Here is a 15,391-nt window from a genome sequence, read left to right as displayed (position 1 = left end):
GTCAAAACTTCTCCTGCACGACGTCCGCACGGATCCGTACGTGGAGCAGGACCGGCCCGGCCAACGGCAGCACCTCGTCGAAGGCCGCCCGGGCACCCGCCTCGTCGGTGACCGTCCACGCCGGCACCCCGAGTGCACGGGCCACGGCCGCGAGGTCCCGCTCGGGGAAACGGGCCAGTTCGGGGTCGACCCCGCGCGGGGCGAGTTTGCGGACCTCCGCGCCGTACGCGGCGTCGTCCAGGAGCACCAGCAGCACCGGTGCGCCGACCCGGGCCAGGGTGTCCAGCTCCCCGAGACCGGTCAGCAGGCTGCCGTCGCCCTCGAAGGCGACCACCGGCCGGTCGGGACGGCCGACGGCGGCGCCCACCGCGAACGGCAGTCCGACGCCGATGCTGCCGAACTCCCACGGGGCGAGGAAGGACCGGTCGGTGGCGGCCGAGTCCAACAGCAGGTTGGGCCAGCCGCCGAAGTGACCGACGCCGACCACCGTGGTCCGCTGGCGGGGCAGGCGTTCGGCGCAGATCCGGATGAAGGCCCGGGGGTCGATGCGGCCGGGCCGGGACTCGATGTCCAGGCCGGCGAACGGGTCGGCGCCCGCCAGTTCGGCGGCCAGGTCTGTGCTGCGCCAGTGCGGTCGGGGTACCGGCGTCAGCACCGCCGACACCGCCTGCGCCGTCTCCCCCGCGTCGCCCAGCACCCCGGCCGTCACCGGCCAGCGGGCCCCGATCGCGGCCGGGTCGACGTCCACCGCGACCAGCACCGCGTCCGGGAAGAGCGCACCGTGGTCGGCGGTCCACCGGTTGAGTCCGGCCCCGAACGTGACCACCAGGTCCGCCTCGGCCAGGGTCCGCCGGGTCAGCGGCCGGGACAGCCCACCGGCCACCCCGAGGTCGTACGGGTGCCCCCGGAACAGACCGGCGGCCATCAGCGTGGTGGCGAGCAGGGCTCCGCTGCGGTCGGCGAGGTCCCGGATCGCGGCCGCCGCCGGTTCGGCGCCCCGGCCCGCGAGCAGCACCGGGCGGTGCGCCGTACGGAGCCGGTGGGCCAGCGCGTCGACGTCGGCGGGGTCCGGCGCGAGTGGTCGTGGCGCGCGGGGCACCATCGGCGCCGGGGCGGGCGGGTGCTGCGGAACCTGCTCGTCGGCCAGGTCGATCGGCACGTTCAGCACCACCGGGCCGGTCAGCTCGCGGGCGGCCCGGAACGCCAGCCCGACGTCGCGCATCGCGGTGCCGGCGGTGTGCACCGGGACGAACGTGCCCGCCGTGGCCAGCGCGTACGGCTGCTGGTCGAAGTGCTGCACGTGCAGCGGGTCGCCGGGCGGAGTGTCGCCGGCGATCAGGACCAGCGGGGTACGGGCCTGCCGCGCGATGGTCAGCGCCGCCCCGGCGACCGCCAGTCCCGGCCCCTGGGTGACGGTGGCGACGCCGCAGCGGCCGGTGGTGCGGGCGTACCCGTCGGCCATCATCACCGCGGCGTTCTCGTTTCGGGCCGCGACGAACCGGACGCCGTGCCGCTCGGCCAGGTCGGCGACCAGGTACATGTTGGCGTCGCCGAGCAGACCGAAGACGGTGTCGACGCCGTGCGCCACGACGGCGTCGGCGATCGCCTCGAACACCCTCACCGCGCGTCCCCGTCGAGGTAGCCGCCGGGCGGGCGCAACGCCACGCTCAGCGCGCCGAGGAAGGAGTCGTTGGCCGCCGCGTCGAAGCGGGGACCGGCCAGCCGGGCGGCACGCTTGGTCATCGTGCGGCCGACCACCGAGGTGGCCAGCAGCCGGTCGGTGATCGCGTCCACGGCGGCGGGCAGGTCGTCGGCGGCGACCACCCGGGTGACCAGGCGCAGATCGAGCATCTCGGCGGGTTCCACCCGCTCGCCGAGCAGCAGCCAGCGCTTGGCCAGGTCGGCGCCGACCAGGTCGGCGAGGATCGCCATGCCGCTCCAGGTCAGCGGGATGCCGTAGGTCACCTCGGGGAAGGTGAAGAACGCGCTGTCGGCGGCCACCCGCAGGTCGCTGGCGAGCCCGAGGACGGCGCCCGAGCCGATGGCCGGGCCGTTGAAGGCGGCGACCGTGGTCTGGTCCAGCCGGTACCAGCGTTCGACGAGGTCGGCGGTGCGCCGCTGGACGTGCATGGTGGTCTCGGGGTCGAGGTCGGCCAGCTCGCGCAGGTCGGTGCCGGCGCAGAACGCGGTGCCCTCGCCGGTGAGCACCACCACCTCCACCGTGCGGTCGCGTCCGAGGTCGTGCAGCACGTCCTCGAAGCGGGCGAGCATGTCGAGGTCGAAGCTGTTGCGCCGCAGCGGCCGGTGCAGGGTGACCCGGGCCAACCGGCCGGAGCGGTGCAGCAGGACGGACTGATCAGTGGTCATGGTGACTCCGAGGTCAGGAGGGCTCGGTCGACGAGCGCGGCGGCGTGGCCGACGTACGACAGCGGGTCGAGCAGCCCGGCCAGTTCCGGGCCGGGCAGGGCGGCGGCCACCTGCGGGTCGGCGCGCAGCACGTCGACGAACGGCCGGTTCTGCTCCAGGCTGTCGCGGACGATCCGCATCACCAGGTGGTGGGCCTGCTCCCGGCCCAGTGGGTCGGCGAGGCGGAGCATGATCGCCTCGGAGAGCACCAGCCCACCGGTGAGGTCGAGGTTGGCGCGCATCCGGTCCGGATCGACGCCGAGGTCGCCGAAGACCTCGACCAGCCGTTCCAGGGCACCGCCGATGAGGATGAAGCACTCCGGCAGCAGTTTCCACAGCGTCATGCCGACGCCCATGTCGCGGTCGTCCTGCGCGACCATGGTCTGCATCGCCAGCGGCACCTGGGCGCGCAGCGTACCGGCGGCGGCGATCACCGCCTCGCAGCGGATCGGGTTGCGTTTGTGCGGCATGGTGCTGCTGCCGACCTGGGTGGCGCGCTGCGGTTCGTGGGCCTCGCCGACCTCGGTACGCCCGAGGAAATAGATCTCGCGGGCCAGTTTCTCGGCGCTGGAGGCGACCAGTCCGAGGACCATCAGACACTCGGCGAACCGGTCCGAGGTGGCGTGCCACGGGGTGTCGGCGACGCCGAGACCGAGTTCGTCGGCGACGGCGCGTTCCAGGGCGAACGCCTGCGGGCCGTAGCCGGCCATGGTGCCGGCGGCGCCGCCCATGCTGGTCACCAGCAGTCGTTCGCGCATCTGGGCCAGACGGGCCCGGTGTCGTTGCAGTTCGCTCTGCCACACCGCGCAGCGCAGGCCGAACGTGGTCGGCAACGCCTGCTGGCCGTGGGTGCGGGCGGCCATCGGGGTGGTGCGGTGTCGCAGCGCCAGCCGGCGCAGGATGCGGACCAGTTCGTCGACCTGACGGGAGACGATGTCCAGGCCGGCCCGAGCGCGCAGCACGAATCCGGTGTCCATCACGTCCTGGGTGGTGGCGCCGAGGTGGACGTAGCGGCCGGCGTCGCCCTGGCAGGCGGCGGTCAGTGCCCGGACCAGCGGCACGAGCGGGTGCACGGTGTCGGCGGCGTCGGCGGCGAGCACCGTGGTGTCCAGCCGGTCGAGCCGGGCCGCGTCGGTGATCGCCTGGGCCGCGGACGAGGGGATGACGCCGAGGCCGGCCTGCGCGCGGGCCAGGGCCGCTTCGACGTCGAGCCAGGACTGCATGAGTTGGCGGTCGTTGAACACGCCGCGCATCTCGGCGTTGCCGAAGAAGCTGGTGACGGTCAACGAGTCCAGGAAGCACGAGCCGAGCTGCATCAGCGTTGCTCCTCACCGGTGAGCAGGGCGAGCGCGGCGCGCCGGTCGACCTTGCCGGACGGCAGCAACGGCAGGTCCGGCACGGTACGGATCAGCGTCGGCACCTTGTGTCGGGCCAGTCGGGCGGCGGCCGCCCCGGTGAGCCGGTCGGGGTCGGGGGTGGTGTCCGGGGCGGCGACGACGAGGGCGGCGACCTCTTCGCCCCAGCGCGGTGACGGCAGGCCGAGTACGCACACCTGGGCGACGGCCGGGTCGTCGAGCAGGGCCGCCTCCACCTCGGCCGGGCTGATGTTCTCGCCGCCCCGGATGATCAGCTCCTTGACCCGACCGGTGAGGGTGAGGACCCGGTCGGTGTCCAGCGCGCCCAGGTCGCCGGTGCGCAGCCAGCCGTCGGTGGTGATCGCGGCCTCGGTGGCGGCCGGGTCGTCGACGTACCCGGCGGTCACCGACTCGCCGCGGACCAGCAGCTCACCGGCGTGGCCGGCGGGCAGTTCGGTGCGGGTGCCGGGGGTGACGACGACGGCGTCCAGGTCCGCGACGATCCGTCCGACGGTGTCGCCGGGGTTGCCGCAGCTCCCGTCGCCGGGGTCGACGCTGATCGTCGGGCCGGCCTCGGTCTGCCCGTAGATCACGGCGATGCGGTCCAGGCCGAGTACCCGCCGGGTGCGGGCGAGCAGCGCCGGCGCGCACGGCGCGCCGCCGAGGAAGCCGACCCGCAGCGACGACAGGTCGAAGCGGTCCGGCGCGGCCTCCACGGTGTCCGCGAGCATCGTGGCCATCGTCGGGACGGCCTGGAGCACGGTGCACCGGTGCCGGGCGATCTGGGTGAGCACCGGTTCGGTGCGGAAGCGGCTCACCGACACCCACAGCGCCCCGGTGACCAGGGCCAGCACGGCACCGCTGCTGAGCCCGGCCGCGTGGGCCAGGGGCAGCGGTGAGGCGATCCGGTCGGTGGCGCCGAGTCCGGCGGCGTCGGCCGTCCACCGCGCGTTGGCGATCAGGTTGCGGGCGCTGAGCGCGACCATCTTCGGCGGGCCGGTCGAGCCGGAGGTGAACTGGATGTTCAGGGTGGCGTCCGGGTGTCCGGCGGGGGCGGGCACGGCGCCGTCGCCGATCCCGGCCAGGTTGTCGCCGAGGACGTGCCAGCCGTACGGGCGGGCGGAGCCGGGCAGTGCGGCGAGCGCCTGCGCGGCGGTGGCGGCGCCGTCGCGGTCGCGGAGGCGACGGGCGACGAAGAGTCGGCGGGGACGGCTGCGGGCCAGTGCCGTGGTCAGCTCCGGGGTGCTCAGCCCCGGATGCAGGGTCACCAGGGCAGCGCCCCGCCATGCCGCGGCGGCCAGCAGGACCAGCCAGTCGAGGCTGTTCTCGGCCCACACGGCGATCCGGTCGCCCCGGCCGACGTCGAGCGCGGCCAGCGTGGCCGCCCGTCGGCCGACGAGGTCGGCGAACTCCCCCGCCGACACCGGCCGGTCCTGGTCGAAGGCGTACAGGGGGCGGTCCGGGTGCTGGGCGGCGTGGTCCAGGACGGTGGCGTCGAGGGCGTTGGTCACCGGATCACTCCTTGACGAGCAGCAGGTTTCCGTGGTCGTCGACGGTCGCGGTCCACCCGGCGCCGACCACGGTCGTGCTGCCGCTCTCCCGGATGACGGCCGGACCGGGCACCGTGCGGCCGGGAGCCAGGTCGGTGCGGCGGTGGACGGTGGCGTCGACCCAGCCCTGCGCGCCGTAGACGCGGGTCGGTGCGGGCTGCGGGGTGGTGCCGGCCGGAGGTGCGAACCGGACGGCGGGTCGGGGACCGTAGGCGGTCAGCCGGCAGTTGACGATCTCGGCCGGGTGTCCGGAGCGGGCGTAGGCGTACCGGTCGGCGTAGGCGGCGTGGAAGGCCGCGACCAGGTCCTCGGCCGTGGCCGGTAGCTCCTCGACGGGGACGGCGAGGTCGAAGGACTGGCCCCGGAACCGCATGCCCACCGACAGGCCGAAGGTGACCTGGTCGGGTTCGACGCCGTCCTCGGCCTTGAGTTGGGCCCGCGCGGTGTCGCGCAGTTCGGCCACCACGGCGCGGACGGCGCCGAGTCCGGTCTCGTCGGCCGGCACCAGCACGGTGCGGACGTAGTCGTGCCGGGCCTGGGCGGTGACGAAGCCGAGGGCGGAGAAGTTGCCCGGTACCGGTGGCACGAGGACCCGGCGGATGCCCAGGTCGTCGGCGAGCACGGTGGCGTGCATGGGGCCGGCGCCGCCGAAGGGCATCAGCACGAAGTCCCGGGGGTCGTGGCCGCAGGCGACCGAGATCTCCTTGATCGCGCTGGTCATCTTGGCGGTGGCGATGGTGAGGATGCCGTGTGCCAGTTCCAGGTCGTCGAGGCCGAACTCGGTGGCCAGGCGGTGCATGGCCGTACGGGCGGCGGCGACGTCGAGGCGTACCTCGCCACCGAGGCTCTCCTCGGGGTCGAGGTGGCCGACGAGCAGGTGGGCGTCGGTGGTCGTCGGCTCGGTGCCGCCCCGGCCGTAGGCGGCCGGGCCGGGGGTGGAACCGGCACTGCGGGGGCCGATGCGGAGTTCGCCGCCGAGGTCGCGCCAGGCGATCGAGCCGCCACCGGCACCGATCGTGTTGATCTCCACCTGGAAGGTGCGGTTCGGGTAGCCGGCGATCGTCCCGTCGTTGGTCATCAACGGGGTGCCGTTCTTGATCAGGCAGACGTCGGTGCTGGTGCCGCCGATGTCGCAGGTGATCACGTTCGGGTAGCCGGCCAGGCCGGCGACGTGGACGCTGGCGGCGACGCCGCCGGCCGGGCCGGACAGGGCCAGGTTGATCGGCAGCCGGCCGGCCTCCTCGGTGGACACGACGCCGCCGCTGCTGGTCATGATCGACAGCGGGTGGGCGTAGCCGCCGGTCGCGAGAGTGTCGCCGAGCCCGCGCAGGTAGTCGGAGACGGTGGAGCGGACGCTGGCGTTGAGCACGGTGGTGGCGAAGCGCTCGTACTCGCCCTGTTCCGGCACCACGTCCGAGGAGATGGTGCAGACCAGGTCGGGATAGCGTTCGGCGAGGCGGGCGGCGGCGGCCCGCTCGTGGGCCGGGTTGCGGTAGGAGTGCAGCAGGCAGACGGCCACGGCCTTCGGTCCGGCGGCGGCCACCCGATCCAGCACGCTGTCGAGGGCGGCGGTGTCCAGTGGCCGCACGACGCTGCCGTCGGCGCCGATGCGCTCGGGCAGGACGTGCCGCAGGCGACGGGGGGTCAGCGGGGGACGTCCCGCCTCCTTGACGCTGTAGAGCTGCGGCCGGTGCCCGAGTCCCATCTCCAGGACGTCGCGGAAGCCCTCGGTGGCGACCACGCTGACCGGCTCGCCGGAGCCTTCCAGCAGCGCGTTGGTGACCCGGGTGGTGCCGTGGACGAAGCGGTCGACCTCGTCGAGGCGTACGCCGAGCTTGGCCAGTCCCTCGAAGATGGCCGCGGCCGGGTCGTCGGGCGTGGACAGGGTCTTGGCCTCGGCGAGCCGGGCGGTGGCCGGCTCGTACACGATGACGTCGGTGAAGGTGCCACCGATGTCGACGCCGATGCACAGCATGGCGAGCCTTTCGATAGTGGTGGGCGCGCGGGCTCCGGCGGCCGGCAGCGGCGCGCCGTCAGGTCCGGGCGGGTCAGAACGTGACGCCGTAGCGGCGCAGGGTCCTGCTGGTGACGGCCCGCAGGATCCAGTCGAAGAGGTAGCCGAGCAGGCCGAGGGTGATGATGCCGACGAAGACCCACTCGGTCTTGGCGTAGTTGCGGGCGGTCCAGATGAGCGATCCGAGGCCGCTCTGTGCCGCGACGATCTCGGCGGAGACGATCGTCAGGAAGGAGTTGCCCATGGCCAGCCGCGCGCCGGTCACCACGTGGGGCACCGTCGACGGCAGGACCACCGAGGCCAGGGTGCGTACCGCGTTGGCGCCGAGCGCGCGGGCGGCGCGCAGCCGGAGTTCGTCGACGGACAGGACGCCGGCCAGGGTGTTGAGCGCGACGATGAAGACGGTGGTGTAGAAGATCAGCGCGATCTTCGACGCCTCGCCCGGTCCGAGCCAGATGATCGCCAGGGTGACGAAGGCGATCGGCGGGACGAACCGGAAGAACTGGATGTACGGGTCCAGCATCAGCCGCAGCCACGGTACGCAGCCCATCAGCAGTCCGACCGGTACGCCGATGACGACGCCGAGCGCCCAGCCGGTGAGGATCCGGGTCGACGAGGCGCTGATCGAGCTGGCCAGCGTGCCGTCCTGGATGAGTTCGACCGCGCCACGCCAGGTGAGCAGCGGTGAGGGCAGGAAGAAGGCGGTGTAGTTGCGGCTGACCAGGTCCCAGATGACGACGCCGAGCAGCACCGACAGGGCCGACAGGCCGATCCGGGTCAGTTGAGGTCGGCTGGTGCGTCGGCGGGCCGGGCCGGTCGTGTCGCGGCTGGTCTTCTCCGGCACCGCGCGCAGGTCCACGCTCATCGTCGTGCCTTCCTGTCAGCGCCGTCGGGTGTCGGGGGCTGCCGACCGTCGTGTCCGTCGTCGAGGCCCTGGGCCTGCAGGGTGCGGGCCACCTCGGCGCCGATGTCCTCGCGGAGTTCGCGGAAGAGTGCGGCGCTGGCCGGGTCGGTCAGGTCGCGGGGTCGGGGCAGGTCGCACGGGTACACGTTCTTGATGGCCGCCGAGGGGCCGGCGGTCATGGTGACGATCCGGTCGCCGAGCAGGATCGCCTCGCCGATGTCGTGCGTGACGAACACGATGGTCGCGCCGGTCTCCCGCCAGATCCGGTCGAGTTCGACCTGCATGACCAGTCGGGTCTGGGCGTCCAGGGCGCCGAAGGGTTCGTCCATCAGCACGACCGACGGTTCGTTGGCCAGCACCCGGGCCAGTTGTGCGCGCTGGCGCATGCCGCCGGAGAGTTGGCCGGGGAACCGGTCGGCGCTGTGGCTGAGGCCGACCATGGCCAGGTAGCGGTCGACGTCGGTGGCCCGTTGGGCCTTGGCGACGCCGCGCATGCGCGGGCCGAAGTCCACGTTCTGTCGGACCGTCAGCCACGGGAAGAGCGCTTCGGCGCTCTGGAACACCACGCCGCGGGAGACGTCGGGGCCGGTGACCCGCGCGCCCGCGCAGGTCACCTCCCCACCGACGGGTGTGACGAATCCGGCGATCGCGTTGAGCAGTGTCGACTTGCCGCAGCCGCTGGGGCCGAGCAGGCAGACGAACTCCCCTGCGGCAATGTCCAGGTTCGCCTGGCGGACCGCTACGAAGTCGCCGAACCGGATGTCGACGTCGCTCACGGACACCGGGGAGCCGGTACGGTTCACGCCACTCCCCTGATCATGACGGTCGCCGGGTCGGCCTTCTGGCTGACGATGTTGCTGTCCTGCTGGAACTGGGCGATCTCGTTGTAGCGCTGGATGTCCTCGTCGGTGAAGTCGCGGACCTGGCACTGCACGCCTTCGAGGAGGGACTGGGCCTCGGCGGCGGGCACCTTGATCGCGGTCTCGGTGACGGTGCCGGCCTTGGCCGGGTCGGCGGTGAGCTGCTCGCAGGCCTGGGCGATGGTGTCGACGACCTTCTTGGCCGTCTCCTTGTTGCCCTCGTACCAGGCGCCGTCGACGCCGATCACGAGGTTGTAGACGTATCCGATCTCGCCGCTGGTCAGCAGCACGGTGCCGCCGTTGGCGACGCCGCGCGAGGGCCACGGCTCCCACATGATGTAGCCGTCGACGTCGCCGCGCTGCAGCAGCGCCGGCATCTCGGCGGGTGAGGCGTTGACGAACTCGACGGTGTCGCGGGCGATGTTGCGGCTGTCGAGCACCTTGTTGGTGGCGTACTCGTTCACGGTGCCGGGCACGACGCCGTACTTCTTGATGCCGGCGACGTCGGTGATGCCGGAGCGGGCGACGAGCTTGATGAAGCTGGGCGACTGCGAGAAGACCGCGAGTCCCTTGATGTCGCCCCGGGTCGCGCGGTTGAGCAGGCTGGATTCGGTGCTGGCGGTGACCTGGCCCTGCTTGGCCAGGATCGCGTCGAGCCCGCCGGTCCCCTCCTGGTACTGGGTGACGGTCACGTCGAGCCCGGCCTGGTCGAAGAGGTTCTCCTGGTCGGCGAGATAGATCGGGGAGTACGCCGGGTCGACGCCGACGCCGAAGTTGACGGCGGGGGTGGGGCCGGCGCTGTCGCCGCCGGACTCGCCGGAGGACTGGTTCTCGGAACACGCCGCCATGGCGACGGTCATCAGCAGGGCGGCGGCCGCGGCCGTTACGCGCATTCTCATGGCTACCCCAGACTTCAGCGGCTCATATTGTGGTCTCGGTTGCTTAATATGGGACGCTACTGTGAGGCGCTTTACAACGTCAAGAGGTGCGAGCGACAGGCTCTCAACACAGACAGTAGCCAAAGCCCCCTGGACGCCCCGTCGCGCTCACCGGGCACCGAGGAGATAGCGACCATGAAGTACCTGAACAACCCACTTGGTGCGACGAATCCGAAATCTCAGGCGAGAGCGCCACACGAGAAGCTCGTCACGCACCGTGTCGACCGCTTGATCGTGGAGCGGCTTCTCTCCCGGTCGCGTGGCCCCTGCCCCGGTGGCGCGCAGCGGTAGCCTGGAGGGGCAGCCGTCTTCCGAGACGGCCGCACGGCGGTGGGGCCCGCCGTACCCGAACCGTGCCGTTCCCGGCCACCAACGGTCCCTACCTGATGACCCTCGTGCACGCCCACGCCCGGGCGTGGAGACCGACCAGGTAGGAGCCCGTGTCCGTGCCGCGTGACCACCACCGCGATCCCGCCGCTCCCGGCACGCCGCGCGCACCGGTCGATCCCGACGTCGACGTCCCCCCGTGGCCGCCCGGCACCGGCCGAGTACCGCGACGGTTCGAGATCCTCGCCGTGATCGCGGCCGGCGGTGTACTCGGCGCCTGCGCCCGCTACGGCGCCGTCGTGCTGTCTCCGACCGCGCCCGGCGCGTTTCCGTGGACGACGTTCTGGATCAACATCACCGGCTGCGCGGTGATGGGTGCGCTCATGGTCCTGATCACCGAACGGCGCACCGCGCATCCACTGGTGCGGCCCTTCCTCGGCACGGGCGTGCTCGGCGGCTACACCACGTTCTCCACCTACGCGCTGGACGCCCAGCACCTGATCGACGGCGGACGGGCCGGCATCGCGGTGCTCTACCTCGCCGTCACCCTCCTGGCCGCGCTGGCTGCCGTGTGGGGTGCGGCGGCGCTCACCCGGCTGCTCGTCCCGACCCGCCCCACCCGAGACGGAGACGCCGGATGAACTGGCTGATGGTCATCGTCGGCGCCCTCGTCGGCGCACCGCTGCGCTACCTGATCGACCGCGCCGTCCAGACCCGGCTCGGCACCGCCTTCCCGTGGGGGACCCTCACCGTCAACCTCCTCGCCTGCGTCGGCCTCGGCGTCCTCACCGGCGTCGGCACCGCGACCGCCGTGCCCCCTGCCCTGCAGCACCTGATCGGTCCCGGACTGTGCGCGACGCTGAGCACCTACTCGACCTTCTCCGTCGAGACGGTCCGTCTGACCGAGACCGGCGCGCCGCTGCGCGCCATCGCCAACGCCGTCGGCAGTGTCCTGGCGGGGCTGGCCGCGCTCGCACTCAGCAGCCACCTCGCGGTCGCGTTTCTCGCCTGAGCCCGGCGTCCTACACTCTCCGACGTGGAACGCCTGGACGACGTCACGACACGTAGGGTCCGCCTGGTCGACGTGCTGTCGCAGGCCCGCGACCACGCCGATGGCGGCGCCCCCGTACTGCTGGGGATCGACGGCCCGAGCGCGAGCGGTAAGAGCACCGTGGCGAAGAGGCTGGCAGCGCTCGGTGACGCAGTCCTGGTCGAGGTGGACGAGTTCTGGACCTGGGGGGACGACCCCGCGTGGTGGGACTACTTCGTCGACCACGTCCTGGTACCCCTCGCCAGCGGTCGGAACGCCCACTTCCGGGCCCGGGACTGGGCCACCGACACCGCAGGAGTCGCCACCGGCGAGTGGGTGACGACCGCCGCCGGCGCCCTGGTCATCGTGGAGGGCGTCACGTCCACCCGGCGCGCGGTGGCGGACCGCTACGCGTACCGGATCTGGGTGGACGCCCCCGAAGCATCGCGGCTGCGGCGCGGCATCGCGCGCGACGGTGAACAGCACCGCGATGCGTGGCTCGACTGGCTCGCGGTCGAACGTGACTTCTTCGCGGCAGACCAGACCGACACCCGAGCACACCTGCACGTCCACGGCGAGCCGACGGTGCCCTGCGACGACGTCGGCGAGGTCGTCGTGCGCCGCCGGCCGCAGCCGTGAGACCGGGCAGCGCCTACTCCCGCCAGCCGGTCAGCTCGACCCCCTTGGCCAGGTCCACCCGGAAGCCCAGCGCGATCTCGCCGCTCTCGCCCGGCGCGAGCGCCAGCCGCCAGGTCACCTCGCCCAGCTCCGTCCGCTCGACCGGCGGCGGTACGACGGTCGTCTCGCGTACCACCACCGCCTCGTCCCGCGAGACCGGAAGCTGATCACGCACCTCGACGGTCGCCGGGCGGGACGTGTGGTTGTCGACGGTGATCCGGTACTCCACCTCGCGCCGCCGGGTCGACCCGAGCGTGGCCTTGGTCTCGGCGCGTCGGTACAGCTTGCGTTCCACCCGCATCCGGTCGTCCACCCCGAGCGCCACCTCGGTCTCCTCACCCGGCGCCCACATCGGCAGCCGGGTGGAGGCGACGAAGTCGGCGTCGTGGAACACCGCGGCCGGGCCGGCGAGCAGCGCGTGCTCCGACGTGTTGCGGATCGTGGCCCGCAGGTGGGCCTCCGCGGCGCGGACCGGGGCGGTGACATGGTCCAGCCGGGCCGGCAGGTCCAGCACGGCGATGGTGGCCCGATGGGTGCTGCCGTCGGCGGGCACCGCCACCGGCCGGGCCGGTCGGTAGGTGGCCGCAATGGTCCCCTGCTCGACCTCGGCGACGCTCTCCCGCAGCCTCTGCGGGACCGGCGGCGCGGCACGGGGCGAGCTGGCGGCCGGCGCCGCGCCGAACGCCGGCATCCCGGCCACCATGTCCGGCGCCATGCGCGGTAGTGGCGGCCGGAGCCGGTCCAGATACCAGGGCGACAGGTCGGGTACGCCGCTCGTCGCCGCCGGCCGGGCGGTGGAGAGACGAAGGTCGCACTCCGGCCAGTCCTCACCGGTGCTCTGGCTGACCATCCCGAACCAGGTCACGGTCATCGTCTCGTCGACCAGCCGCAGATCGTAGGAGGGTTGCCACCGGGCGCCCTCCACCAGGTAGGTCAGCTCCAGCTCGACGTCGGTGTCGTCGGCCTCGACCGCCACGATCACCTCGGCGGCCAGCCGGTCCGGCTGTTGCTTGCCGTGCAGGGCGTCGAGGTCGCGCCCGACCGCCGCCGACTCCTCCCGCAGCTCGGTCCGTCGACGGGTCAGCCCCCGTCGCCGGGCCCGCGAGTCGGCGAGCTGAGCGGCCACCGAATCGGTGAAGGCGGCCACGTCGTCGGGGGCGGCGTCACCGGCGGCCAGCGCGCGGGCGTACGTGCCACCGGCCCGCTCGGCCAACCGGGTGAGGAACTGTCCACGCTGTTCCTCGATGCCGTCCGCGTCGTCGACCTCGGCCAACTCGTCGGTGACCTCGCGACGGCGCTGCTCCAGGGCGACCACCTGCGCGTCGGTGCTGCGGGCCTGTCGCCACGTGGTCACGTCCACGCCGAGGACGGTGGCCGCGCCCCGACCGCCGACCCGGACCGAGTCGCGCCGCAGGCCGAGCGGGAGCGGCGCGACGCGTACGCGGTGCTGACCGGCCGGCAACCGGAGACCGCCGCGACGGGTGACCCGGGCCCGGTCGGGATAGACGGTGACGCCGACGACGGGGGCATCGATCTCCGCAGTGTCCACGGCGGCGAGGGTAGTCGACCCCTGTGACCGTTACTTCCGGCACTCGTGACCCGCGTCGTGGCGGCGACGAGCGCTCACCGAAACACTTCCGCCACCTTTCCGAAACTACCGGTTGAAAACCCTGGAACATTCTGCCAGCCTGATAGTCATCGATCTATGAGATCGCTAACATTGATCTTCCTCACCAGGGAGGTGTCTCGCACCGTCACCAGGCCCGACCATCCGGGTGACACGTCCACACCGGAGTCCTCCGCCCACGACCACGTCCTGGTGGGCGACGGACTCGATCACCGCCACCCTTCACCTGCCGATCAGACGGCCGAACACGACTCACCACCGCACGGATGCCGGTCGTGAGTCCTGGCCTCGACCGGCGGACCCGGCATTGCGGGGCGCTCTGGCGAGCGCACCCGATCAGTGACAGATACGTCCCATCCCATCAGTGGAGGATCAGCATGATCTCCCGGCCCCGTCCCCCCAGGCGTCGACTCAGAGCGCTCTACGTTCCCGGAGCCGCCGCGCTGGTCGCCGTCTTCGTCGCATCGCTGCTGCCCACACTCGCCCACGCCGCCGAGACCACCCTCGCGGCGGCGGCGAACCAGTCCGGCCGGTACTTCGGTGCGGCGGTGGCGGCGAACAAGCTCAGCGACGGCGCGTACACGACGATCCTGAACCGCGAGTTCAACAGCGTCACGCCCGAGAACGAGATGAAGATAGACGCGACCGAGCCGCAGCAGGGCAACTTCACGTTCACCAACGCGGATCGGATCGTCAACCACGCTCTCAATCGGGGCTGGAAGGTGCGTGGCCACACGCTGGCCTGGCACTCGCAGCAGCCCGGCTGGATGCAGAACATGTCCGGCACCCAGCTGCGTAACGCGATGCTGAACCACGTCACGCGGGTCGCGACCTACTACCGGGGCAAGATCCATTCCTGGGACGTGGTGAACGAGGCGTTCGCCGACGGCGACAGCGGCGCCCGGCGCGACTCGAACCTGCAGCGCACCGGCAACGACTGGATCGAGGCGGCCTTCCGTGCCGCCCGGACGGCGGACCCGGGTGCGAAGCTCTGCTACAACGACTACAACACCGACAACTGGAACTGGGCCAAGACCCAGGCCGTCTATCGGATGGTCCAGGACTTCAAGAACCGGGGCGTACCGATCGACTGCGTCGGGTTCCAGTCGCACTTCAACGCCCAGTCGGCGTACAACAGCAACTACCGCACCACGCTGTCCAGCTTCGCGGCGCTCGGCGTCGAGGTGCAGATCACCGAGCTGGACATCGAAGGCTCCGGCACCTCGCAGGCCAACACCTACCGCAGTGTGGTCAACGACTGTCTCGCGGTCCCCCGCTGCACCGGCATCACCGTGTGGGGCATCCGGGACACCGACTCGTGGCGCTCGGGCGGCACCCCGCTGCTCTTCGACGGCAGTGGCAACAAGAAGGCCGCGTACACGGCCACCCTGGACGCGCTGAACAGCGCCGGTCCCGGAACCACCCCCACGCCCACCACGCCGGGGCCCACCAACCCTCCGTCCGGCTCCGCCAGCGAGATCGTGGGTTCGCAGTCCGGCCGGTGCGTGGACGTGCCCAACTCCTCGCGGGACAACGGCACCCGCGTCCAGCTTTACGACTGCAACAAGCAGACCAACCAGGCCTGGACCTACAACAGCTCCACCAAGCAACTCCGCGTCTACGGCGACATGTGCCTCGACGCCGCTGGCACCGGCAACAGCGCCGCCGTCCAGATCTACGCCTGCCACACCCAGACCAACCA

Annotated in this window: 13 protein-coding genes; 4 read left to right on the top strand and 9 right to left on the bottom strand. The window is 72.3% G+C overall.

The features are described from left to right. Position 1 precedes the first annotated feature (1 nt). From ACIBO1_RS22865 to ACIBO1_RS22830, 8 genes are all read right to left on the bottom strand, one after another. Positions 2-1,621, bottom strand: a complete 1,620-nt coding sequence (locus ACIBO1_RS22865) for a thiamine pyrophosphate-binding protein (protein WP_396749781.1) — start codon at positions 1,619-1,621, stop codon at positions 2-4. Beyond that, positions 1,618-2,367 carry an enoyl-CoA hydratase/isomerase family protein gene (locus ACIBO1_RS22860; RefSeq protein ID WP_396749779.1) on the bottom strand — a complete coding sequence of 250 codons (750 nt, stop codon included), beginning with the start codon at positions 2,365-2,367 and terminating at the stop codon, positions 1,618-1,620. The genes ACIBO1_RS22865 and ACIBO1_RS22860 overlap by 4 nt, the downstream gene beginning before the upstream one ends. Continuing rightward, positions 2,364-3,722: an adenylosuccinate lyase gene (gene purB, locus ACIBO1_RS22855; protein ID WP_396749777.1), complete on the bottom strand. Its 1,359-nt coding sequence runs from the start codon at positions 3,720-3,722 to the stop codon at positions 2,364-2,366. The genes ACIBO1_RS22860 and purB overlap by 4 nt, the downstream gene beginning before the upstream one ends. Further along, on the bottom strand, positions 3,722-5,272 hold the full coding sequence (locus ACIBO1_RS22850) for a class I adenylate-forming enzyme family protein (RefSeq protein ID WP_396749775.1): 1,551 nt from the start codon (positions 5,270-5,272) through the stop codon (positions 3,722-3,724). The genes purB and ACIBO1_RS22850 overlap by 1 nt, the downstream gene beginning before the upstream one ends. 4 nt (positions 5,273-5,276) lie before the next feature. After that, positions 5,277-7,286: a hydantoinase/oxoprolinase family protein gene (locus tag ACIBO1_RS22845; protein ID WP_396749773.1), complete on the bottom strand. Its 2,010-nt coding sequence runs from the start codon at positions 7,284-7,286 to the stop codon at positions 5,277-5,279. Between the two features lie 73 nt (positions 7,287-7,359). Next, positions 7,360-8,190: an ABC transporter permease gene (locus tag ACIBO1_RS22840; RefSeq protein ID WP_396749771.1), complete on the bottom strand. Its 831-nt coding sequence runs from the start codon at positions 8,188-8,190 to the stop codon at positions 7,360-7,362. Next, on the bottom strand, positions 8,187-9,011 hold the full coding sequence (locus ACIBO1_RS22835; RefSeq protein ID WP_396749769.1) for an ABC transporter ATP-binding protein: 825 nt from the start codon (positions 9,009-9,011) through the stop codon (positions 8,187-8,189). Before ACIBO1_RS22835 ends, ACIBO1_RS22840 begins: the two co-directional genes overlap by 4 nt. A 17-nt stretch (positions 9,012-9,028) precedes the next feature. Continuing rightward, the gene (locus ACIBO1_RS22830; RefSeq protein ID WP_396749767.1) at positions 9,029-9,988 is read right to left on the bottom strand and encodes an ABC transporter substrate-binding protein; all 960 of its coding nucleotides are present in this window, start codon (positions 9,986-9,988) and stop codon (positions 9,029-9,031) included. A gap of 479 nt (positions 9,989-10,467) precedes the next feature. Here ACIBO1_RS22830 and crcB (ACIBO1_RS22825) point away from each other — a divergent pair, with 479 nt between their 5' ends. The 3 genes from crcB (ACIBO1_RS22825) to ACIBO1_RS22815 are packed head-to-tail and all read left to right on the top strand — an operon-like array spanning position 10,468 to position 12,023. Continuing rightward, the gene (gene crcB / locus ACIBO1_RS22825) at positions 10,468-10,995 is read left to right on the top strand and encodes a fluoride efflux transporter CrcB (protein ID WP_396749765.1); all 528 of its coding nucleotides are present in this window, start codon (positions 10,468-10,470) and stop codon (positions 10,993-10,995) included. Beyond that, complete coding sequence (gene crcB / locus ACIBO1_RS22820; RefSeq protein ID WP_396749763.1) at positions 10,992-11,366, top strand: fluoride efflux transporter CrcB; 375 nt, start codon at positions 10,992-10,994, stop codon at positions 11,364-11,366. Before crcB (ACIBO1_RS22825) ends, crcB (ACIBO1_RS22820) begins: the two co-directional genes overlap by 4 nt. A 24-nt stretch (positions 11,367-11,390) precedes the next feature. Further along, complete coding sequence (locus ACIBO1_RS22815) at positions 11,391-12,023, top strand: uridine kinase (RefSeq protein WP_396749761.1); 633 nt, start codon at positions 11,391-11,393, stop codon at positions 12,021-12,023. A gap of 13 nt (positions 12,024-12,036) precedes the next feature. Here the strand turns inward: ACIBO1_RS22815 and ACIBO1_RS22810 are convergent, their stop codons facing one another. Next, positions 12,037-13,611 carry a mucoidy inhibitor MuiA family protein gene (locus ACIBO1_RS22810; RefSeq protein WP_396749758.1) on the bottom strand — a complete coding sequence of 525 codons (1,575 nt, stop codon included), beginning with the start codon at positions 13,609-13,611 and terminating at the stop codon, positions 12,037-12,039. 455 nt (positions 13,612-14,066) lie between these two features. Between ACIBO1_RS22810 and ACIBO1_RS22805 the strand changes: the two genes are divergently transcribed. Then, on the top strand, positions 14,067-15,391 hold a 1,325-nt coding region (locus ACIBO1_RS22805; protein WP_396749756.1), incomplete at its 3' end, for an endo-1,4-beta-xylanase.

Origin of the sequence: Micromonospora sp. NPDC049903 (assembly GCF_044460945.1) — a bacterium.
Lineage (GTDB): Bacteria > Actinomycetota > Actinomycetes > Mycobacteriales > Micromonosporaceae > Micromonospora.
Note: the sequence above shows the minus strand (reverse complement) of the source record. Positions and strands in the feature narration are given on the sequence as shown.

Bases quoted from the DNA above. Each gene is read 5' to 3' on its own strand.
- ACIBO1_RS22860 (WP_396749779.1), bottom strand. From the start codon at position 2,367: ATGACCACTGATCAGTCCGTCCTGCTGCACCGCTCCGGCCGGTTGGCC.
- purB (WP_396749777.1), bottom strand. From the start codon at position 3,722: ATGCAGCTCGGCTCGTGCTTCCTGGACTCGTTGACCGTCACCAGCTTC.
- ACIBO1_RS22845 (WP_396749773.1), bottom strand. From the start codon at position 7,286: ATGCTGTGCATCGGCGTCGACATCGGTGGCACCTTCACCGACGTCATC.
- ACIBO1_RS22840 (WP_396749771.1), bottom strand. From the start codon at position 8,190: ATGAGCGTGGACCTGCGCGCGGTGCCGGAGAAGACCAGCCGCGACACG.
- ACIBO1_RS22830 (WP_396749767.1), bottom strand. From the start codon at position 9,988: ATGAGAATGCGCGTAACGGCCGCGGCCGCCGCCCTGCTGATGACCGTC.
- crcB (WP_396749763.1), top strand. From the start codon at position 10,992: ATGAACTGGCTGATGGTCATCGTCGGCGCCCTCGTCGGCGCACCGCTG.